15 protein-coding genes and 2 pseudogenes are annotated in these 19,840 nt (G+C 62.2%); 5 read left to right on the forward strand and 12 right to left on the reverse strand.

Going from position 1 to position 19,840, the window contains the following annotated elements; all coding sequences use genetic code 11:
• Positions 1-79 precede the first annotated feature (79 nt).
• Complete coding sequence (locus GKR99_19775; protein ID NKB29669.1) at positions 80-580, forward strand: single-stranded DNA-binding protein; 501 nt, start codon at positions 80-82, stop codon at positions 578-580.
• Between the two features lie 177 nt (positions 581-757).
• Here the strand turns inward: GKR99_19775 and GKR99_19780 are convergent, their stop codons facing one another.
• Together GKR99_19780 and GKR99_19785 are read right to left on the reverse strand one after the other, a co-directional pair.
• Positions 758-1,873, reverse strand: coding sequence for a 3-dehydroquinate synthase (locus tag GKR99_19780; GenBank protein ID NKB29670.1), 1,116 nt, complete (start codon positions 1,871-1,873; stop codon positions 758-760).
• A complete protein-coding gene (locus tag GKR99_19785) occupies positions 1,870-2,418 on the reverse strand; it encodes a shikimate kinase (protein ID NKB29671.1) in 549 nt (182 codons plus the stop codon). The genes GKR99_19780 and GKR99_19785 overlap by 4 nt, the downstream gene beginning before the upstream one ends.
• Positions 2,419-2,723: 305 nt before the next feature.
• On the opposite strand from GKR99_19785, the gene GKR99_19790 reads away from it, so the two are divergent.
• The 3 genes from GKR99_19790 to GKR99_19800 all read left to right on the forward strand — a co-directional run bounded on the left by GKR99_19790 (position 2,724) and on the right by GKR99_19800 (position 6,593).
• The gene (locus GKR99_19790) at positions 2,724-4,241 is read left to right on the forward strand and encodes a hypothetical protein (protein ID NKB29672.1); all 1,518 of its coding nucleotides are present in this window, start codon (positions 2,724-2,726) and stop codon (positions 4,239-4,241) included.
• The gene (locus tag GKR99_19795) at positions 4,238-5,167 is read left to right on the forward strand and encodes a tyrosine recombinase (protein NKB29673.1); all 930 of its coding nucleotides are present in this window, start codon (positions 4,238-4,240) and stop codon (positions 5,165-5,167) included. Before GKR99_19790 ends, GKR99_19795 begins: the two co-directional genes overlap by 4 nt.
• 121 nt (positions 5,168-5,288) lie before the next feature.
• Positions 5,289-6,593, forward strand: coding sequence for a DUF21 domain-containing protein (locus GKR99_19800; protein ID NKB29674.1), 1,305 nt, complete (start codon positions 5,289-5,291; stop codon positions 6,591-6,593).
• A gap of 328 nt (positions 6,594-6,921) precedes the next feature.
• On the opposite strand, the pseudogene GKR99_19805 reads toward GKR99_19800, so the two are convergent.
• The 3 genes and pseudogenes from GKR99_19805 to GKR99_19815 all read right to left on the reverse strand — a co-directional run bounded on the left by GKR99_19805 (position 6,922) and on the right by GKR99_19815 (position 11,975).
• Positions 6,922-7,880 (reverse strand): annotated as a pseudogene (locus GKR99_19805) (IS630 family transposase).
• 350 nt (positions 7,881-8,230) lie between these two features.
• The gene (locus GKR99_19810) at positions 8,231-9,358 is read right to left on the reverse strand and encodes a peptide chain release factor 2 (GenBank protein ID NKB29675.1); all 1,128 of its coding nucleotides are present in this window, start codon (positions 9,356-9,358) and stop codon (positions 8,231-8,233) included.
• 61 nt (positions 9,359-9,419) lie between these two features.
• A complete protein-coding gene (locus tag GKR99_19815) occupies positions 9,420-11,975 on the reverse strand; it encodes a PBP1A family penicillin-binding protein (GenBank protein ID NKB29676.1) in 2,556 nt (851 codons plus the stop codon).
• Positions 11,976-12,138: 163 nt separating this feature from the next.
• Between GKR99_19815 and GKR99_19820 the strand changes: the two genes are divergently transcribed.
• Entirely contained in the window at positions 12,139-12,762 is a 624-nt protein-coding gene (locus GKR99_19820) for a methyltransferase domain-containing protein (protein NKB29677.1), read from the forward strand.
• 102 nt (positions 12,763-12,864) lie between these two features.
• Here GKR99_19820 and GKR99_19825 read toward each other — a convergent pair whose 3' ends face one another.
• The 7 genes and pseudogenes from GKR99_19825 to hemA form a co-directional block, all read right to left on the reverse strand.
• Positions 12,865-14,052 (reverse strand): AMIN domain-containing protein, encoded by a 1,188-nt coding sequence (locus GKR99_19825; protein NKB29678.1) that lies wholly within the window; start codon positions 14,050-14,052, stop codon positions 12,865-12,867.
• A gap of 60 nt (positions 14,053-14,112) precedes the next feature.
• Positions 14,113-14,397: pseudogene (locus tag GKR99_19830) on the reverse strand (aminotransferase class I/II-fold pyridoxal phosphate-dependent enzyme).
• Positions 14,398-14,583: 186 nt separating this feature from the next.
• Positions 14,584-14,955: an aminotransferase class I/II-fold pyridoxal phosphate-dependent enzyme gene (locus GKR99_19835; GenBank protein NKB29679.1), complete on the reverse strand. Its 372-nt coding sequence runs from the start codon at positions 14,953-14,955 to the stop codon at positions 14,584-14,586.
• A gap of 234 nt (positions 14,956-15,189) precedes the next feature.
• Positions 15,190-15,654 (reverse strand): aminotransferase class I/II-fold pyridoxal phosphate-dependent enzyme, encoded by a 465-nt coding sequence (locus tag GKR99_19840; protein ID NKB29680.1) that lies wholly within the window; start codon positions 15,652-15,654, stop codon positions 15,190-15,192.
• Between the two features lie 286 nt (positions 15,655-15,940).
• The gene (ispG, locus tag GKR99_19845) at positions 15,941-17,062 is read right to left on the reverse strand and encodes a flavodoxin-dependent (E)-4-hydroxy-3-methylbut-2-enyl-diphosphate synthase (GenBank protein ID NKB29681.1); all 1,122 of its coding nucleotides are present in this window, start codon (positions 17,060-17,062) and stop codon (positions 15,941-15,943) included.
• Positions 17,063-17,129: 67 nt separating this feature from the next.
• Positions 17,130-18,299 (reverse strand): DUF4115 domain-containing protein, encoded by a 1,170-nt coding sequence (locus GKR99_19850; GenBank protein ID NKB29682.1) that lies wholly within the window; start codon positions 18,297-18,299, stop codon positions 17,130-17,132.
• A 201-nt stretch (positions 18,300-18,500) separates the two neighbouring features.
• On the reverse strand, positions 18,501-19,724 hold the full coding sequence (gene hemA / locus GKR99_19855) for a 5-aminolevulinate synthase (GenBank protein ID NKB29683.1): 1,224 nt from the start codon (positions 19,722-19,724) through the stop codon (positions 18,501-18,503).
• Positions 19,725-19,840 lie beyond the last annotated feature (116 nt).

Consider the following 19,840-nt stretch of genomic DNA (forward strand, 5'->3'; position numbering starts at 1 on the left):
TTTGCTGTTTGTGAACCACGATGGGGCCATGTAACGTCTGCGCGACTTGAGAATCGAGATAAACGGGGGAAGCAGTCACATGGCCGGATCAGTCAACAAGGTCATCCTGATCGGAAATCTGGGGCGCGACCCCGAGGTCAGGTCGTTCCAGAACGGCGGCAAGGTGGCCAATCTGCGGATCGCCACGTCCGAAACATGGAAAGACCGCAACACGGGCGAGCGGCGCGAGAAAACCGAATGGCATACTGTTGCGATTTTCGGCGAAGGATTGGTTCGCGTCGCCGAGCAATACCTGAAGAAGGGCTCGAAAGTGTATATCGAGGGCCAGCTGCAAACCCGCAAATGGCAGGACCAGTCGGGCAACGACCGATATTCTACCGAAGTCGTCGTCCAGGGGTTCGGCGGCACGCTGACCATGCTTGACGGGCGCAGCGGTGGTGGTGGCGGCGATTATGCCGGCGGTGGCGGTGGTGGTGGCAGCAGCTATCAGGATGATCGCGGCGGCGGATATGACAGTGGCCCCTCTGGCGGTCAGGGCGGCGGCGCGGCCTCGGACCTGGACGACGAAATCCCGTTCTAGAACGCCATTCTGATTATCTGAATCGCTATCGAATTTCTCGGTGCGCGCCTCAGGCGAATGGCGCGCACACCGGACTGGCCCTGCCAGTCTTGCGTCAGCTCATTGTGGGCGCTTCGGTCCTGGTTGACCGCTAACACGGCCCCATTAGTCATGCCTCCGCGCCAGCAGGAATTCACCTCAACCGCGTGTGCGCAAAGCCTCTGACAGGACCGCGCGGACCGGGTCTGGCCCGACATCCTCGGCCACGAATGCCTGGCCGATGCCGCGTGCCATAATAAAGCGCAGCCGCCCGTCGATGACCTTCTTGTCCTGCGCCATAAGCGCCAGCAGGCCGTCTGCATCCGGCAATTCCCCGGCGATGTCCGCCAGATCGGTCTTCATACCCATCGCACGCAGATGCGCGCGCACCCGTGACGGGTCTTCCTGCGCGCACAGGCCCAGCTTGGCCGACACCTCGAACGCCAGCGCACAGCCGATGGCCACCCCTTCGCCGTGCAGCAACCGGTCGGAATACCCGGTCGCAGCCTCAAGCGCGTGACAGAATGTGTGGCCCAGGTTCAGCAACGCGCGGTCGCCCTGTTCCGTCTCATCCCGCGCGACGATGTCGGCTTTCATCTGGACCGAGCGGCGCACCGCCTCGGCCCGCAGCGCGGCGTTGCCCGTTGCCAGCGCCGGTCCGTTCGATTCCAGCCAGGCGAAGAAATCCGCGTCGCCCAGCAACCCGTATTTCACCACCTCGCCATAGCCTGACAGGAAATCCCTTGGTGTCAGCGTTGCCAGCACGCCAATATCCGCCAGCACCAGCGCGGGTTGATGAAACGCACCGATCAGGTTTTTGCCCGCGCGCGCATTGATCCCCGTCTTGCCCCCGACCGAGCTGTCGACCTGTGCCAGAAGGCTGGTCGGGATCTGCACGAACCGCACGCCACGGCGCAGGATCGCGGCGGCAAATCCGACAAGATCGCCGATAACGCCCCCGCCCAGCGCGATAACAACGTCGCGGCGCTCAATCTGCTGCTCCAGCAGCCAATCAACACTGCGCTCAAGCTGCGCCCAGCATTTGGTGGCCTCCCCGGGGGGTAACGTCAGCGCGCTGACCTCGATCCCCGCAACGCCCAGCCCGTCGCGCAGCGCATCAAGATGCAGCGCGGCGACCGTTTCATCGCTGATCACGGCAACGCGCGGCCGTTGCAGAAGCGGAGCAATCTCGGCCCCTGCCCCCGCGATCAACCCTTCGCCGATGCGCACATCATAGGATCGCTCTGCCAGATTTACCCGAACCTGTTCCATCACTCTGCCTCGCTCAGCACATCTGGTCTTGCGCGCAAGGCACGCTCTACCGCCTCAGCCGCGTCTTCGATTGCGTAATCCGCCGAGGCGTCAACGATCAGATCCGCCTGTTCATAGAATGGCGTCCGCGCCTGCATGATCTCTGCCAGCGTCTGTTTCGGATTGGCCGTGCGAAGCAGGGGCCGCGTATCCTTGTGGCGAACGCGGTTCCACAACAGTTCCAGATCCGCGCGCAACCAGACCGCCGCACCGCGCGCGGATATCATCGCGCGGTTTGCCTCGGCCAGATAGGCGCCGCCGCCGGTGGACAGAATGCCGGGCGCACCGTCCAGCAGACGGGCAATGACCTCGGATTCGCGGCTGCGGAAAAAATCCTCTCCGTCGCGTTCGAATATTTCGGCGATGGAGCGATCCGCTGCCGCCTCGATCTCGGCATCCGAATCCAGAAACGGCACACCCAGGCGGCGCGCCAGCGCCAGCCCGACGGCGGTTTTCCCGGCGCCCATCATCCCAACAAGGACCACAGTTTTATGCAGCATCAGCCCCAAACCGGCAGCGTCCCGCCTAGAATTCACTTCGTTGCCCCTGAATGGCGTGATCTTGCGGGAAAGGCCATATATAACGATGCGCAGAAGGTCGCCGAACTGAAAGCGGCCCGGTGCGGGTTTCCGCGCAATTGCGCAAGGGCAGAATATGGGCACGTTGATCAAATTGCTGTTTCTGCTGGTGGTTCTGGCCGGAATCGCCTTCGTGGGGTTCGCCTATCTGGGCGACCTGTCCCCCAATGTGACCACCATATCCGAACCGGTAACCCTGGATGTCGATTAGCCGGGTTGCATTCTCAGCCTGCCTGATGCTGGGTGCCTTCGCGTTGGACGCACAGGCGCAGGCCCCATTGTCGGCCATCGACTGGCTGTCTGACAGTATCGCGGAAGATAATGCCGCTGCACCGCCTCGGCTGCCCGCCACGGGCAATGAACCAGCCATATCGACCAATGCCCTGCCCGAGGCGATAACCGTCACCCCACTCGGCCAGCCCTCAGCCGATGAGGTGGGGCTGGTTTCTGCGGCAAGCCTGGGCCTGCCGCGCACCCTGTGGGGCAGTTCCAGCAGTGCCGCGCTGGCGCGCGCGATTGCGAAAGACCACAGCCGCAGCCTGCCTGCGATGCGCGATCTGGTACGCGCGCTGGCGATTGCCGAACTGGATCCGCCGTCCGATGCGGACCCGGCGACACCGCTTTATTTCGCGCGGGTCGACGCCCTGCTGGCGATGGGCGCGCTTGGCCCGGCCGAGCAGCTTCTGGAACAGGCAGGCCTGTCAGACCCGGACCGGTTTCGCCGCTGGTTTGACGTCACGCTTCTGAAAGGCACCGAAAACAAGGCCTGTCGGCGTTTGCGCAGCTCTCCCGATCTGATCCCGACCTATTCGGCGCGGGTCTTCTGTCTGGCCCGTGGCGGTGACTGGTCCGCCGCGGCGCTGACGCTGGAAACCGCTGAAACGCTTGACGTCCTCAGCGCGAATGAGGGCGCGTTGCTGGCGCAGTTTCTTGATGCCGAACTTTACGAAGGCGCCTTTCCCCCGGCCCCGCCGTCGCGCCCCTCGCCGCTGGATTATCGCCTCTATGAAGCTATTGGAGAGGTCATCCCAACCGGCCCCCTGCCGCTGGCCTTTGCCCATACCGACTTGCGTCCACTGGCGGGCTGGAAGGCCGAGGTTGCCGCCGCCGAGCGATTGGTGCGCGTCGGCGCAATCAGCACCGAGGCTTGGCGCACCATCTGGATGCGCCGCCTGCCCGCCGCATCCGGCGGGATCTGGGATCGGATCGCTGCGTTTCAGGCCCTGGATCGCGCGGCCGAGGCGAACGACGGCGCAGCCGTGGCAAAAGCGCTGCCAATGGCCTGGTCGGCGATGCAATCCGTCGGTCTGGAAACGGCCTTCGCGGCCCAGTATTCCGCCAAACTGGCGCGGCTGGAATTGCCCCCGCCCGAGGATCGCCTGGCCTGGCAGATCAGCCTGCTGTCACCGCAGTTCGACAGCACCCCTGCCGTCGCAGACCCGCAAGATGCCAGTGAATCCCTTCTGCTGTACCTTGCCAGCGGCCAGGGCGACCTGTCCGGCGACACTGGCGAAGCCAGCACCGCAATACTGGCCGGGTTCCGTGCCATCGGCGTTCCGGAACGATTTGCGCCGCTGATTGCCGACAATCGCTCGGGCGAGGCTTTGCTGGAAGCGATCAACCTGGTCGAGGCCGGGGCCGAAGGCGATGTCGCCAAGCTGACCGATGCCATCGCCCTGATGCGCCACATCGGCCTTGAACGCTTCGCACAGCAGGCCGCCCTGCAAATCCTGCTGCTGGCGCCCGAGGCATGACAGACGCCGCCAGCCGCATCGCCACCTTCCTGCAGGCGCAGGCCGCAGAAACCGGCGCGGCGCGCAACACGCAACTGGCCTATGCGCGCGATCTGAAGGATTTCGCCGGATGGATGGCCGGGCGCGAGTTGAGTTTCGACACGATCGGGCGCGCCGACGTCGAAAGCTATCTGACGACCTGCGATGCTGCAGGACTGTCCCGCGCCACCCGCGCCCGCCGCCTGTCGGCGATCCGCCAGTTTACCCGTTTCGCGGTCGAAGAAGGCTGGCGCGCCGACGACCCGGCCGTGCGCATCGCCGGTCCGAAACGCGAACAACGCCTGCCCAAAACGCTGAGCGAGGCTGAGGTGTCGCGCCTGATCGCCGCCGCCGCGACGACAGGGCGCAATCGCGCGGACCGTGCGCGCAACAGCTGCCTGATCGAGGTGCTTTATGCCACCGGCCTGCGCGCGACCGAGCTTGTGTCCCTGCCCGTCGCCGCCACACGCGGCAACCCCGAGACGTTGCTGGTACGCGGCAAGGGCGACAAGGAACGCCTGGTTCCCCTGACAGATGCGGCGCGAGCGGCGATTGAGGTCTGGCTGGCAGAACGCGACAAGGCCGAGGCTGCGGCGGTGGAAAAAGGCGCGCCACCGTCGCGCGCGCTGTTCCCCTCACGCGGCAAATCCGGCCACCTGACCCGGCATCGGTTCTATGTTCTGATCAAGGAAATCGCCGTTTCGGCAGGCGTCTCACCCGATAAGGTCACGCCCCACACGCTGCGCCACGCCTTTGCAACGCATCTGCTGGCGCATGGGGCCGACCTTCGGGTGATCCAGACGCTGCTTGGCCATGCCGATGTGGGCACCACCGAAATCTATACTCATGTGCTGGATGAACGCCTGCGTGCGCTGGTTCACAAACACCACCCACTGGCGAAACCATGACAGCGCTGGTGCAGTCCACCGGCATCTGAACCGATCGTACCCGGCTGTTTCACCAACCCGGCCTTCCTTGCCGCTGAATTCATTTTATACTATCTGCAATTCTTTGTTCACACAGGACCAAATGGAAAACGCATCTCTGGCGCTCGACGCCGCCTTCTGGATCACCGTGGCCGCCATTGTCGCGTTGCTGCTGATGTCGGCCTTCTTTTCGGGCAGCGAGACGGCGCTGACCGCCGCGTCGCGTGGCAAGCTGCGCAGCCAGGCGGATCGCGGATCGCGCGGGGCCGCGCGCGCGCTGAAGATCACCGACGATAATGAGCGGCTGATCGGCTCGGTCCTGCTGGGCAACAACATCGTCAATATCCTGGCAGCCTCACTCGCCACGGCGCTGTTCACGCGGCTGTTCGGCGATAACGGCGTGGCCATGGCCACGCTGGTGATGACCGCGCTGGTGCTGGTCTTTGCCGAGGTGCTGCCAAAAACCTATGCGATCACCAACGCGGAACGGGCCGCTTCGCTGGTGGCGCCTGTAATATCGCTGGTCGTGCTGATTTTCGCGCCCGTCGTCACCGCCGTGCGCGCGCTGGTGCGCGGCATTCTGGGGCTGTTCGGCGTCTCGACCGACCCCGACAGTCAGATCCTAGCGGTGCGCGAGGAAATCGCCGGCGCGCTCAGCATCGGCCATGCCGAAGGTGTTGTCGAAAAGGAAGATCGCGACCGTATCCTGGGCGCGCTGGACCTGGCCGACCGCGCGGTGGAAGAAATCATGCTCCACCGGTCCAACATCGAGATGGTGGACGCCGACGAAGACGCACAGGCAATTCTGGAACAATGCCTGAATTCGCTCCACAGCCGCCTCCCGGTATTCCGCGGCGAGCGGGACAACATCGTCGGCGTGATCCACGCCAAGGATTTGCTGCGCTCAATCTATGCCCGTGGCGAATCCGGTAACGATACGGCGGATGCGGCGAAACTCGACATCAAAGCCGTGGCGATGGAGCCCTATTTCGTCCCGGAAACGACGACTCTGGACGACCAGATGCGCCAGTTCCTGCGCCTGCACACGCATTTCGCGCTGGTGGTGGACGAATACGGGGCGTTGCAGGGGCTGATCACGCTGGAGGATATTCTGGAAGAGATCGTCGGAGAGATCACCGACGAATTCGACATTGATGAAGATCACCCCCTTCGCCAGACCGAAGCGGGCGATTACGTCGTCGATGGCGCCATGACGATCCGTGACCTGAACCGCGCGACCGAGTGGTCGCTGCCCGACGAAGAAGCCAACACCATCGCCGGTCTGGTCATCCACGAAGCCCAGACCATCCCCAGCCAGGGGCAGGTATTCTCGTTCCACGGTTTCCGGTTTGAAGTGGCCGCGCGGCAGGATCAGCGGATAACGCGACTGAAGATCAGACCGTTGTGAAGCGCGCTTTTCGGAGTCGGCGCAGTCGACTATGCTAAGCGCGATCGAAGATCTGTTTGATCTTCATGTGAACAGAACGAAGGCAGGCTGACGTCAGGCAGGCAACCTCCAACGATATACGGAGGGGACCGCATGGTCATGCGCATTTTTCAACTTACGACGCGGCCAGGCAAAGAAGCCGAGTTTGCAAAATTCTTCTACGAAACCGCAATACCGTTGATGCAGGGGACGAAAGGAATTGCGCAGGTTCTGCCAGGCGCACCCCGCCCAGACAGCCCCCGCGAATTCAGTTTCGTAATGGTTTGGGAAAGCCTAAAGCGTTTCGACATTAACCTGAGACATATCCGGCGGCCTTAAAGTAGTTCCAGCATTCTACTGGGTCGTAGAGATCGCAGATTGCTCCGATTGCTTCGAAGACCTGGGTAAAGGACCTGGCCCCGATCCGTCGCAAATGGGCTTTCAGTTTAGAGAAGGCCTGCTCGATGGGATTCAGGTCGGGCGAGTACGGTGGCAGGTAAAGGAACCAGCAGCCGTGATTGCGTAAAGCCTGCGTCGCCTCCTTATTCCGGTGGGTTGCCAGGTTGTCGAGAATGACGACAGTGCCGGGGTTGATCTCGGGGACCAGCACTTCGCGGATGTAGGCCGCGAAGGCGGGGCCATCTATCGCTCCCTTGATGACCCAAGGTGCGATCAGCGCGCCTTGGGTCAGGCCCGCGATCAAGGTTTGGGTTCCCCAGCTTCCGAAGAGCGCATCCATCGTCAGGCGCTTACCGCGCTTGGCTCTGCCGCGTAGGCGCGTGAGGTTTGTCTTCACTGCGGTTTCGTCAATAAAGACAACGCGCTCAGGAAAGGTCGCAATGGCTGGCGAGCGGTATCTGAACCAGTCGGCCCGTTGCTGCCTTACCTTGGCGCGGCGGCGCTCGGTTGCGACCAGCGACTTTTTTTGTACGTGAAGCCGAGCCGGGACAGAAGGTTGGCGATGGAGGAGTGATGCACCCGCACACCCTCTGCATCGGCCAGCGCATTACGCAACTCAAAGAGCGTGATGTCAGGGTCTTGTGCGATCAACTCCTCAAAGAATTCCCGATGCGGAGCCAGCTTTCCCTTGCCGCGCGGCGGTCCCTGCCGGGCAGGTTCCGCATGACCCTTCATCCTCACCTGACGCGCCCACCGCGCGCCTGTGGCAGGCGACAGCTTCAACCGCAACGCCGCCGCGCGCCCGCTCAACCCTTCTTCAATGTATCTCTGAAACCGTATCCGAAGCGCAGATGGCAAAGGTGCTGACATGATCCATCCTCCCAAACAGGATGAATCACAGATCAGGTCTCAAGGGAATCCCTCGCGATTCAGGTTCAAGCCGAAACGCTTTAGAGGCGTTAAAGGCATTCGTCGGTGAAGACTACACCACGCCCCACATCGATCCAGCCGAAGAAGAACTGGTCGAATCCCGCAGCATCAAACACTACGATCTGGTGAATTAAAGCATCATCCACTTGATCCGCGCCTTGTCCCAAGGCGAAAGCCCGAACTTGGCAGGGCGCGCCGGACCCACGGGCTGACGTCGCAACAGTGGCTGGGCGCGATTTATGGGAACGGGGTGTCCGTCAATTCAGACCGAAGTGCCTGCCTCGAACACATTAATCCTCGCCCTGGGCCTCGGCACGGCTTTTGCCGGACACATCCATTGCCAAGGTTGCGGCCATAATGGCGTCGAGGTCGCCATCCAATACGCCCTGCGTATCGCTGGTTTCATAATTCGTGCGCAGGTCTTTAACCATCTGATAGGGCTGCAGAACATAGCTGCGGATCTGATTGCCCCAGCCCGCGTCGCCCTTGTTTTCATGCGCTTCGTTGATCGCCGCGTTTCGGCGATCCAACTCCATCTGATACAGGCGCGATTTCAGCGCCTTCATGGCGATATCGCGGTTCTGGTGCTGGGATTTCTCGGAACTGGTCACCACGATGCCTGTGGGTTCGTGGGTGATCCGCACCGCCGAATCCGTTGTGTTCACGTGCTGCCCGCCCGCCCCGGACGACCGATAGGTATCGATGCGAATGTCCGAGGGGTTCACTTCGATGTCGATATTGTCGTCGACCACCGGATAGACCCAGACCGAGGAAAACGACGTGTGCCGCCGCGCCGCTGAATCGTAAGGACTGATCCGCACCAGCCGGTGCACGCCGCTTTCCGATTTCAGCCAGCCATAGGCGTTATGCCCGGAAATCTTATAGGCAGCGGATTTTATCCCCGCCTCTTCCCCGGGGCTTTCCGACTGCAATTCGACCTTATAGCCGCGCTTTTCGGCCCAGCGCAGGTACATCCGCGCCAGCATCGACGCCCAGTCGCAACTTTCGGTGCCCCCCGCGCCCGAGTTGATCTCAAGGAAAGTGTCATTGGCGTCCGCCTCACCGTTCAGCAGCGCCTCAAGCTCGGCCGCAGCCGACCGTTCGACCAGTGCCTTAAGCGCCGCCTCGGCCTCGGACACGACTTCGGCGTCATCTTCCATTTCGCCCAGTTCGATCAGTTCGACACTGTCCGAAAGCTCTTGCGCCATCGCGGTCACGCGTTCGACCGCGTCGACCAGAACCTGCCGGTCCCGCATCAGTTTCTGCGCATTCTCCGGGTCGTCCCACAGGGTCGGATCTTCAACGCGGGCGTTGAATTCTTCCAGCCGATGGGGCGCGGTTTCCCAATCCATGCGCTGACGCAGCAGGGTCAGGGATTTCTCGATCGCCTCGACTGATTTTTCCGCTTCTGCGCGCATGTGCCGCCCTGCCCTGATCTTTGTCCGGCGGGGATAGCAGCCGCCACCGGGACCAGCAAGATCAGTAGAGGCCCCCGGACGTCAGCGATCCGAAATCGGCCTTCTTGGGGATCGAGGTTACGCGACCGTCCGAGGTCAGGATCTCTTCACTTGCGTAGGCGTCGAAGATTTCCCCTTCGCCGGGCGCGAACAGCGGCAGGTTGGTGCCCATCGCAAAGCCGCCGTCAAAGGTGATGCCAAAGATCGGTTCCTCGCCATCGCGGAAGTACTCGGCCACAACACCCGGGCCTTCGGCGTCATCGGGAAGCCGTGCGCCGGTAAACCGGTCGATCTTGATGAAATGACCGCCCTCGGGCACCGCGAACGGGCCGCCACCGTATTTCTTGATCGCCTGCTGCATGAATGACTGGAACACCGGGCCACAGGTGCTGCCGCCACCGGCCTTGTTGCCAAGTGAGCGTGGCGTGTCATGGCCGATATAGCAGCCCGCAACGATGTTCGAGCTGAAGCCAACGAACCACACGTCCTTGGCGTCATTCGTGGTGCCAGTCTTGCCGGCAATCGGCACCGGCAGGTTGACGTATTTCGACGCAGTTCCGACATCGACAACGCCCTTCATCATCGAGGTCAGCTGATAGGCGGTCACCGCATCCATCACCCGCGTGCGGTTCGACAGGATGCGCGGCGCGCTGCCCGCCTCTAACGTTGGGGCCGTGCAATCGGTGCATTCGCGCTGGTCGTGGCGGAATACCGTGCGTCCCCAACGGTCCTGCACACGGTCCACCAGCGTGGGTTCCACCCGCTCGCCCCCGTTGGCGAACATCGCATAGGCGGCCACCATGTTGTAAAGCGTGGTTTCCTCGGACCCGAGCGCATTGGCCAGAAAACGCCCCATGTTGTCATAGACACCGAACCGTTCCGCATATTGCGCCACGGTGTCGATGCCGACCTCCTGCGCAAGGCGGATTGTCATCAGGTTTCGCGACCATTCGATCCCGGTGCGCAGCGGTGTCGGGCCATAGAACTTGTTGGTCGCGTTCTTGGGCCGCCAGATCCGGTCGCCGGTGTCGATCTCAATCGGGGCATCCACAATGATCGTTGCCGGGCTGAACCCGCTGTCAAGCGCTGCGGCAAAGACGAAGGGCTTGAACGAGGATCCCGGCTGCCGCGCCGCCTGTGTGGCGCGGTTGAAGCTGCTGTCCTGATAAGAAAACCCACCCTGAACCGCCAGCACCCGGCCCGTGTTGACGTCCATCGCCATAAAGCCGCCCTGAACCTCGGGCACCTGGCGCAGGGTCCAGCGCATGAACGACCCGTCGCTATCGCGGGTCATCCGGCGCACATGCACCACGTCGCCCAGCTCCAGCAGGTCAGCGGCGCGCACGGCTGCCGGGCCCAGCTTGCCATCCTCAAGCCGCTTGCGCGCCCATTTCACATCTTCCGCGGGTATCCAGTGGCCATCTTCGTCATTCTCGACGCCCTCGATCCCGATCCTGGCCGAGCTTTTGCCCACCTGAAGCACCACCGCCGGATACCACCCCTCGATATCGCGTGCGATGTCGACATCGGCCAATGCCGGGCGCCAGACTTCTTCGGGGCCAAGGCTTTCCTCGGGCAGTTTGATACCGGTGCCGCGCCAGACGCCGCGATCCCGGTCATAGCTTTCAAGCCCGCGCCGCAGCGCCTTGGCGGCCGCTGACTGCATATCGGGATCCAGTGTTGCGCGGACGGTCAGACCCCCGGCAAAGAACTCTCCCTCACCGAAATCCTGGCTTAGCTGGCGGCGGATTTCGTCGGTGAAATAATCGCGCGGCGGCAGGTTGGCCTTGAACCCCTCGTAATCGCCGTTTTGGACCGTGCGCAGCGGCGAAACCCGCGCCACGTCATAAGTCACCCGGTCGATATAGCCGTTTTCCAGCATCTCGCGCAGCACGAAATTGCGCCGACGGATTGCCTTTTCCTGATCCTTTACAGGGTGATAGCCATATGGCGCCTTTGGCAGGATCGCCAGATAGGCGACCTCGGCTGCGTCCAGATCGGACAGGGGTTTGTTGAAATAGACCTGCGCCGCTGCGGCCACGCCAAAGCTGCGCTCACCCAGATCAATCTCGTTCAGATACAGCTCCAGAATGTCTTCCTTGCTGAGTGTCTTTTCGATCCGCGTTGCCAGGATCAATTCCTTGATCTTGCGTTCCGCGCGCCGTTCACCGCCCAGAAGGAAGTTCTTCATCACCTGCTGCGTGATGGTCGAGGCACCCCTGATCCGCCCGCCGCGCGCCGCATCGACCACCGCCGCCGCGATCCCGCGCATGTCATACCCTTTGTGGAGGTAAAAGTTTTTGTCCTCGGCGGAAATGAACGCGTGTTTGACCAGATCGGGGATTTCTTCCGCCGGGGCGAACAGGCGGCGTTCTTTGGCGAATTCATCGATGATCCGCCCTTCGCCGGAATAAATCCGGCTGATCGTCGGCGGCGTATACTGCGCCAGTGTTTCGTGGTTTGGCAGGTCACGGCCATAGATCCACAGGATCGCACTGATTCCAATGACAGCAGACAGACCGCCCAGGGTCAGCCAGCTGAATACCGCCCCGAAAAATGACAAAACAAACCGAGTCACTAAACTCTGCCCCCAACTGGCACCCTACACACCCCGGTATACGCAGGTCGGCGGGCAGCGTCAAAAGCCGGATTCAGACGATTGTGGCAACGTTCCGCCTGTGCCAGCCACGCCGCCATGTCAGGACTTGCCCGACGCGCACTGCCGGGCCACTCCATTGGGTATGAAAGCATCTGATTCCTCGCCCGAAGCCATCCTCGAAACCTATAACCGCGTTGGCCGCAATTGGGCCATTCGCCGTGATCGAACGCTGTTTGAACGGCGCTGGCTTGATCGGATGCTGTCCTATGCGCCGGGCCGCAAGGTGCTGGACCTGGGATGTGGTTCGGGCCAGCCGATCGCCTCATATCTGGCGGACCGGCGCGCGCAAATCACCGGTGTTGATGGCGCCCCGGCTATGGTGGCGATGTTCCGTGCCAGCCTGCCGCATGCGACCGCACTCCACGCCGATATGCGCGGGCTGGATCTGGGCGAAAAATTCGACATGATCCTGGCTTGGAACAGTTTCTTCCACCTCAGCCGGGCAGATCAGCGGGCGATGTTCCCTGTCTTCGCCGCCCACGCCAACCCGCGCGCGGCCCTTATGTTCACCTCGGGCCCTGAAGAGGGGGAGCGGATTGGCCGGGTCGAAGGCACGCCGGTTTATCACGCCAGTCTGGACCCGAAGGATTACACCCGGTTGCTGAACGAAAACGGGTTCGAGGTGATCGCCTTTACCCCCGAAGATCCCGCCTGTCGCGGTCATTCGGTCTGGCTGGCCCGGTTCCGTCCACGCACCGACGACTGACGCCCTCGGCAGTTCGATTTAATTCGCACCAGGAATCCGGCCTGAAGGGCACCCAACCTGAGCATTCGTTGATGTAAATGTGTCGGGCAGTCCCCGATCACCCTACTGCCGCGTCAGGGCCGTCCGCAGCGCGTCTTCATTGCGCCATTCGATGATCCCGTCACGCAGCGCTTGCTGCATTTTCGCGCGCCAATCCGCAGATTTTATCCGCTTCAGGTCGCGGGCATTCGACAGGAACCCCAGTTCAACCAGAACTGCCGGAATATCCGGTGATTTCAGGACCGAGAAATCTGCCGTCCTCAGCGGTTGCTTGTGAAGCCCGCCCACCTGATCGTCGATCATCCCGACCAGCGCATCGGCCAGCGCGTGGGTGCGCGGCCGGGTTTCGGTGCGCGCAATGTCGACCAGCACACGCGCCAGTTCATCGCTGCTGTCTTCCAGCGTCACACCCCCCAGCAGGTCACCGGATTCGTGGCGCTCGGTCAGTTTCTGGGTCGCCTCGTCCACCGCCTCATCCGCCAGCGTATAGACCGTCGTGCCCGAGGCATTGCCCTCTTCGAGCGCATCCGCGTGGAGCGAGATGAACAGCCCCGCACCAGCGCGACGGGCGATGCGCACGCGCGCCTCCAGCGACACGAAAGTATCTGACTGACGCGTCAGAATCGCTTCGATGCCCGCGTCGGACAGCACCGCGCCAAGTTCCTGTGCGAAGGTCAGCATCAGGTCAGCTTCATTGACGCCCCCCGCTTCGGCCCCCGGATCGACGCCGCCGTGGCCGGGGTCGATAACCACACGGAACGGGCGATTGGCAGCTTCGGGCGCGGTTTGAGTGGCGGCGGGCGCCGGTTCGGCCAGGGCCGCGAACGCCGCCGCGCTGGTTTGACGCAATGTCAGTCGCAGGCGCGGTTCTGCGCCCGACGTATCCATCGCCGCTGCGGTTACCGCCATCGGGCGCGCCAATTCCAACACCAATCGCGCCCAGCCGTCGTCCGAAAAACCGGTGCGCGCCGCTGCAACCGTATCACTGATCTGCAATGCGGCCTGACCCGTTGCACCCAGATCAAGCCCCTGGAAATCCAGCAATAAACGCGGTGGACCGTCGCGCAGCGTCAACCGCCATGGCACAGGCGCGGTCAGTCCCAGTGTCACTTCGGATCGGCGCCCAAGATCGTGCACGCTGGTCGCAGCCGCGTCCAGCCGCGCCTGCGAACCTTGCGCAACAGCCGTTTGTGGCGCGCCAAACCAGACCAGCGCAGCCAGCAGAATTGATAGAAGCCGAGGGCTGCTCATGACCCGCCACCGTTTTCTTTTCCCTCTACCGGGTCGGGCCACGGATGGGAAGCGCGCCGTTCAGCGCGATGCGCGCCACTTCGCCAATCGCGCCAGCCCCTCGACGATATCCGCCGTCGACCGCGCATAGGAAAACCGCAGTGTCTGATGGCCGCGCGCCGGATCAAAATCCAGGCCCGGCGTCACGGCCACCCCGGCCTGATCCAAAATGTCTCGCGACAGCGCCAGCGAATCCTCGGTCAGGTCCGACACATCGGCATAGATATAGAACGCCCCATCCGGCGGGGCGAAGCTGGCAAATCCGGCAGCGGGCAAGCCTTCGATCATCAAGCGACGGTTTTCGGCAGATTGTGTTGAAAAACTCCGAAATCAGAGCGTCGCGGATTTCTTGCGAAAACCTATGAAGCGAAATAGTCGGAAAGCTTTGACCACGAGACAGCGCATGGCTGCGCGTGAGCGCATGTAGGCGATTTGGGCCGACCCCCGCGCCAAAAATTTAGGATCGGGCTGCATGGAAAGAAAAATCATCGTTCAGGCCCTAAAACGGAGTTTTTCAACACAATCGGCATAAACCGCCTTGTTCGCCTCCAGTTCCGGCGTTGCGTCCATCGCCGCTAGCGCGGCTACCTGGCTGGCATGCGGCGGGCAGATGAACATGTTCTGCGCCAAACGCTCGACGGTGCGGATCATATGGTCCGGCACCACCATCCAGCCGACCCGCCAGCCTGTCTTCGAGAAATATTTCGAGAAAGAGTTGATCACGCAGACATCATCACTGACCGAAAGCGCCGTCACCGGGGCGCGGTCATAATCGATGCCGTGATAGATCTCGTCCGAGATAAATGCCGCGCCACGGTCCTGCGCCGCGCCGATCAACGCCGCAAGTGCGGGTTGGTCCAGCATCGTCCCGGTCGGATTTCCGGGCGAGGCGACGATCAGCCCGGCAACGTTATCGGGCAATTGCGCTGGCACCGGCTGATTGTGTTGAAAAACTCCGTTTTAGGGCCTGAACGATGATTTTTCTTTCCATGCAGCCCGATCCTAAATTTTTGGCGCGGGGGTCGGCCCAAATCGCCTACATGCGCTCACGCGCAGCCATGCGCTGTCTCGTGGTCAAAGCTTTCCGACTATTTCGCTTCATAGGTTTTCGCAAGAAATCCGCGACGCTCTGATTTCGGAGTTTTTCAACACAATCGGCTGAAACCGGTTTTCCGCCGTGGTCACGATATCGACGGGCTGCAAGGACAGCGCCTTCAGGATTTGACGATAGCTTGGGTATCCCGGCAGACCCGCCGCCACCCGGTCACCAGCGTCAAACAATGCGCTGAACGCCAGAAGAAACGCGCCCGAGGCCCCGGCGGTGACAATGACCCGATCCGGATTCAGCTCGATCCCATGCCAGTCGCGATAAAGCGCAGCAATCCGGACGCGCAATTCCGGCAGGCCCAGCGCCACGGTATAGCCCAGCGACCCGGCCTCCATCGCTTCGGTCAGCGCCCGGCGCGCAACCGCCGGGGCCGGCGTTCCGGGCTGGCCGACCTCCATATGAATGACGCGACTCCCCGCCGCCTCAGCCGCGCGCGCGGCTTCCATCACGTCCATGACGATGAACGGATCGACAGCGGATCGGGCGGAGGGTTTCAATTTGCGTTACCTGTTGTTGGGGTTTGGCAAAGCGCCCCTTGTGCACGGAATCGAGCCAAAGGCGCCGTGCACTCGCCAGCCCGTCCGGGCGGGTTGGCGATGGGTGAGGTCCGCGCCTCCTTCAGATTTGACGGGATCACGCGACCATCCAAGTGCCCCGAACTTCTGTTGGATCGCCAACCCACGGGCTGACGAGCGCACGGCTTGGTCTTGCGCCCCTGAAATACGTCTTTTGCAGGTCGCACTACTCCGCCGCCACATCCGCCGCGTCAATCTCAGCCGCGCGCTTTTCGACCTGTTCAACGATGTGATCGACCATCTGGTCGTTATCCAGCTTGTGGCTCTGCCGGCCCGCCAGATAGACCATGCCCGCCCCCTTGCCACCGCCGGTAAAGCCGACGTCGGTCATCAGCGCCTCTCCGGGGCCATTCACGACGCAGCCGATGATGCTCAGGCTCATCGGGGTTTTGATGTGCTCCAGCCGCTTTTCCAGCGTTTCGACTGTCTTGATCACGTCGAAGCCCTGACGCGCGCAGGACGGGCAGCTGATGATGTTGACGCCGCGATGGCGCAGACCAAGGGATTTGAGAATTTCGAACCCCATCTTGACCTCTTCCACCGGGTCAGCCGAAAGCGACACGCGGATCGTGTCGCCAATGCCCATCCACAACAGATTGCCCATACCAATGGCCGACTTGACGGTGCCGCTGATCAGGCCGCCCGCCTCGGTAATACCAAGATGGATCGGCGCGTCCGTCGCCTCGGCCAGTTGTTGATAGGCGGCGGCGGCCATGAACACATCGCTGGCCTTCACGCTGATCTTGAAGTCGTGGAAATCATGGTCCTGCAGGATGCGGATATGATCAAGACCGCTTTCCACCATCGCATCCGGGCACGGCTCACCGTATTTTTCCAGCAGATGCTTTTCGAGGCTACCGGCATTAACCCCGATCCGCATCGAACAGCCATTGTCGCGGGCCGCCGCGATCACTTCGCGCACACGTGCGGCATCCCCGATGTTTCCCGGATTGATCCGCAGGCACGCGGCCCCGGCCAGCGCGCTTTCGATCCCGCGTTTGTAGTGGAAATGGATGTCGGCGACGATCGGCACCGGGCTTTCGCGCACGATGTCCTTCAGCGTCTTCGATGACGCCTGATCCGGGACCGAGACACGCACGATATCCGCACCGGCATCTGCCGCCGCCTGAACCTGCGCCACCGTGGCCGCAACATTCCAGGTATCGGTGTTGGTCATCGTCTGCACCGAGATTGGTGCATCGCCCCCGACAGGGACATTGCCCACCATGATCTGGCGGGATTTGCGGCGATAGATATTGCGCCAGGGGCGGATCGGGTTCAGCGACATGAAACGGCACCTTGGATGGGTCGCGCCCTACCTAATGGTGCAGGTGCGGGCGCGCAATGCGACCGGATTACTCGGCAGCGGCGGCTGGCACCGGCGTTTCGGCAGCGGCACGTGCTTCGGCATATCGCTTCAGCGCGCTGTCGGCTTCCAGATCGGCAATCGCAAAGGTCCCGCGCAGGTCTTCCGGCCCCATGGCAACGTTCGATGCGATCGACGGCCCCTCGCCCGCGGGGCCATAGGTTTCACCCCCGACCAGGAAATATACCGACCCGGCGTTGCCGGTGCGCAGGGTCGCGGGTTCTTCGGTGGCGGGCAGGACGAATTCATCCCCCGGCTCCATCACTTTTTCAAAGATCACCGCGCCCGAGGCTGATTTGACCCGAACCCAGGCCGGACGCACCGCAAACATCACAACACCCGGTGGCGCATCTTCGACCACCTGCGGAGTGTCGACGACCTCAGCCTCAGCGACAGCAACATCGGGGCGCAGATCGGCAAATTCACGTGGCGCAGCCGCGCCCGTGACGCGCGGAACATTGCGCGGGCCTTCGCTGGCGGCCAGTCGCGGCTGATCGACCAGCGCACCGTTCTCGCGCGGGTCCAGCGTTGCAATCGGCGCATCACGCGCAGTCATCACCGGAACGTCCAGGGCGCCAGGGCGATAGATCCGGTCGAATGACCCGGTCGAGGGGGGCTGCGAATCAACCTCAAAAGCGATCGGTTCGGGCGATCCGGCCATGGGATCAAGCTCGGTCACGACGACAGGCGCCTGTTCAACCGGCGCGATACGGACCTTTTGCACCTCGGACAGAACCGCCATACCGCCATAGCCGATCAGACCGATCAGCGCGACCAGCACCGCGACCGAGCCGACGGCGGCAGGTTCGATTCGTGAAAGAAATGACGGCGCTTTGGGCACGAAAGAGGCTTTGGGGTCGGAAAAAGGATCGACGCGCGGCTTTCCGCCGGGGATTTCCGCCTTACGCAGGCCGGATGCCGCCGGTGACATGCCATGGGCGGTCTGAAACTTGCCCTCGTCACAAAACAGCTTGTATGCCCATTCTGGATCAAGGTTCAGGTAACGCGCATAAGACCGCACGTAACCTGCTACGAATCCTGGAATTTCAAAGGCCGTAGGGTCCGAATTTTCGATGGCCGAGATATAGGCCGCCTTGATCTTAAGCTCGCGCTGGACGTCCAGCAGCGACTTGCCCAGCGTGGCGCGTTCGCCACGCATAATGTCGCCCAGGCGCAACTCAAAATCGTCAAAGCCCTTGGGGTGCTCTGACGGTTCCTCGACCTTCGGCTTGCGGCGGAAGGCTTTGTGCCCGACCGATTTAATCACTCATCCAGTTCCCTAAGTCACGGCAATCACGCGCCGCAGCCTTAATAAACACTGATACCACAGGGGTCCAACGAGTATATGAACGAATTGAGGCTAGGCGGAAAGTTCGGCGCGATTCAGCGCACACTGCGACCAAAGATCGTCCATTGCGGCGATCAGGGCGTCCATTTCCCGCGGACCATGCACCGGTGAGGGCGTGAATCGCAGCCGCTCGGTCCCGCGCGGTACAGTCGGGAAATTGATCGGCTGGACGTAAATCCCGTGGTCTTCCAACAGTCGATCCGACAGCATCTTGCACTTCACCGGGTCACCCACATGCACCGGCACGATATGGCTGCCATGGTCGATCAGCGGCAGACCCATACTCTTCAGGCGCAGCTTCAACGTCGCCGCCTGTTCCTGATGCTGACGCCGCAGCGCGTCATTCGATTTCAGATGCCGGACCGAGGCGAGCGCCCCGGCAGCAACCGCCGGAGGCAGCGACGTCGTAAAGATGAACCCCGGTGCGTAAGATCTTATGGCATCACAGATATTTTCATTCGCGGCGATATATCCGCCTGCCACACCAAAGGCCTTGGCCAGGGTGCCGTTGATGATGTCGATCCGGTCCGAAAGCCCGTCCCGTTCCGCCACGCCACCGCCGCGCGGGCCATAAAGGCCGACGGCGTGAACCTCGTCCACATAGGTCAATGCGCCATGCGCCTCGGCAACGTCCAGCATCGCCTTCAGCGGCGCGAAATCACCGTCCATGGAATACAGCGATTCGAAGGCCACCAGGCGCGGCGTATCTGCCGGGATATCCGCCAGCAATTCGGCCAGATGCTCGGGGTCATTGTGGCGGAAGATGCGCTTTTCGCCCCCCATGCGCCGAATCCCCTCGATCATCGAGGCATGGTTCAGCGCATCCGACAGAATCACCAGCCCAGGCAACAACCGCACCAGCGTCGACAACGTTGCGTCATTTGCCACATAGGCCGAGGTAAACAGCAACGCCCCCGGCTTGCCATGCAGATCGGCCAGCTCAGCCTCCAGCGCCTTGTGATAGACCGTCGTGCCGGAAATATTGCGCGTGCCGCCAGATCCCGCACCAGTGGCATCCAGCGCCTCATGCATCGCAGCCAGCACATCGGGATGCTGCCCCATGCCAAGATAATCGTTTCCGCACCAGACAGTTACCGGACGTTCCTGACCCGATGGGTCATGCCAGACGGCATTCGGAAACTGCCCCTGCCTGCGCGCGATGTCGATAAACGTGCGATAACGCCCCTCATCATGAAGCCGTTGCAACGCGTCGTCGAAATGCTGGTCGTAATTCAAGGGATCACTCCGTATTGCCTGACAATCCTAAGCGCTCTCTTCGATCTGCGAAAGTGGGCGTTTGGTCGCTGCCTTCACGCTTGCGTCAGACCGCCGCGCTGGACAGTCGCCGCCGC

This window comes from Paracoccaceae bacterium (genome assembly GCA_012103375.1).
Lineage (GTDB): Bacteria > Pseudomonadota > Alphaproteobacteria > Rhodobacterales > Rhodobacteraceae > WLWX01.

Excerpts from the sequence above, each read along its gene's own strand:
- ispG (NKB29681.1), bottom strand. The coding sequence starts at position 17,062 with ATGTCGCTGAACCCGATCCGCCCCTGGCGCAATATCTATCGCCGCAAA.
- GKR99_19835 (NKB29679.1), bottom strand. The coding sequence starts at position 14,955 with ATGCTGGACCAACCCGCACTTGCGGCGTTGATCGGCGCGGCGCAGGAC.
- GKR99_19850 (NKB29682.1), bottom strand. The coding sequence starts at position 18,299 with ATGCGTGGCGAACGCGCCACGCTGGGCAAGTCGCTGCTGGACGTCCAG.
- GKR99_19790 (NKB29672.1), top strand. The coding sequence starts at position 2,724 with ATGCTGGGTGCCTTCGCGTTGGACGCACAGGCGCAGGCCCCATTGTCG.
- GKR99_19810 (NKB29675.1), bottom strand. The coding sequence starts at position 9,358 with ATGCGCGCAGAAGCGGAAAAATCAGTCGAGGCGATCGAGAAATCCCTG.
- GKR99_19800 (NKB29674.1), top strand. The coding sequence starts at position 5,289 with ATGGAAAACGCATCTCTGGCGCTCGACGCCGCCTTCTGGATCACCGTG.
- GKR99_19775 (NKB29669.1), top strand. The coding sequence starts at position 80 with ATGGCCGGATCAGTCAACAAGGTCATCCTGATCGGAAATCTGGGGCGC.
- GKR99_19795 (NKB29673.1), top strand. The coding sequence starts at position 4,238 with ATGACAGACGCCGCCAGCCGCATCGCCACCTTCCTGCAGGCGCAGGCC.
- GKR99_19825 (NKB29678.1), bottom strand. The coding sequence starts at position 14,052 with ATGAGCAGCCCTCGGCTTCTATCAATTCTGCTGGCTGCGCTGGTCTGG.
- GKR99_19820 (NKB29677.1), top strand. The coding sequence starts at position 12,139 with ATGAAAGCATCTGATTCCTCGCCCGAAGCCATCCTCGAAACCTATAAC.
- GKR99_19840 (NKB29680.1), bottom strand. The coding sequence starts at position 15,654 with ATGGACGTGATGGAAGCCGCGCGCGCGGCTGAGGCGGCGGGGAGTCGC.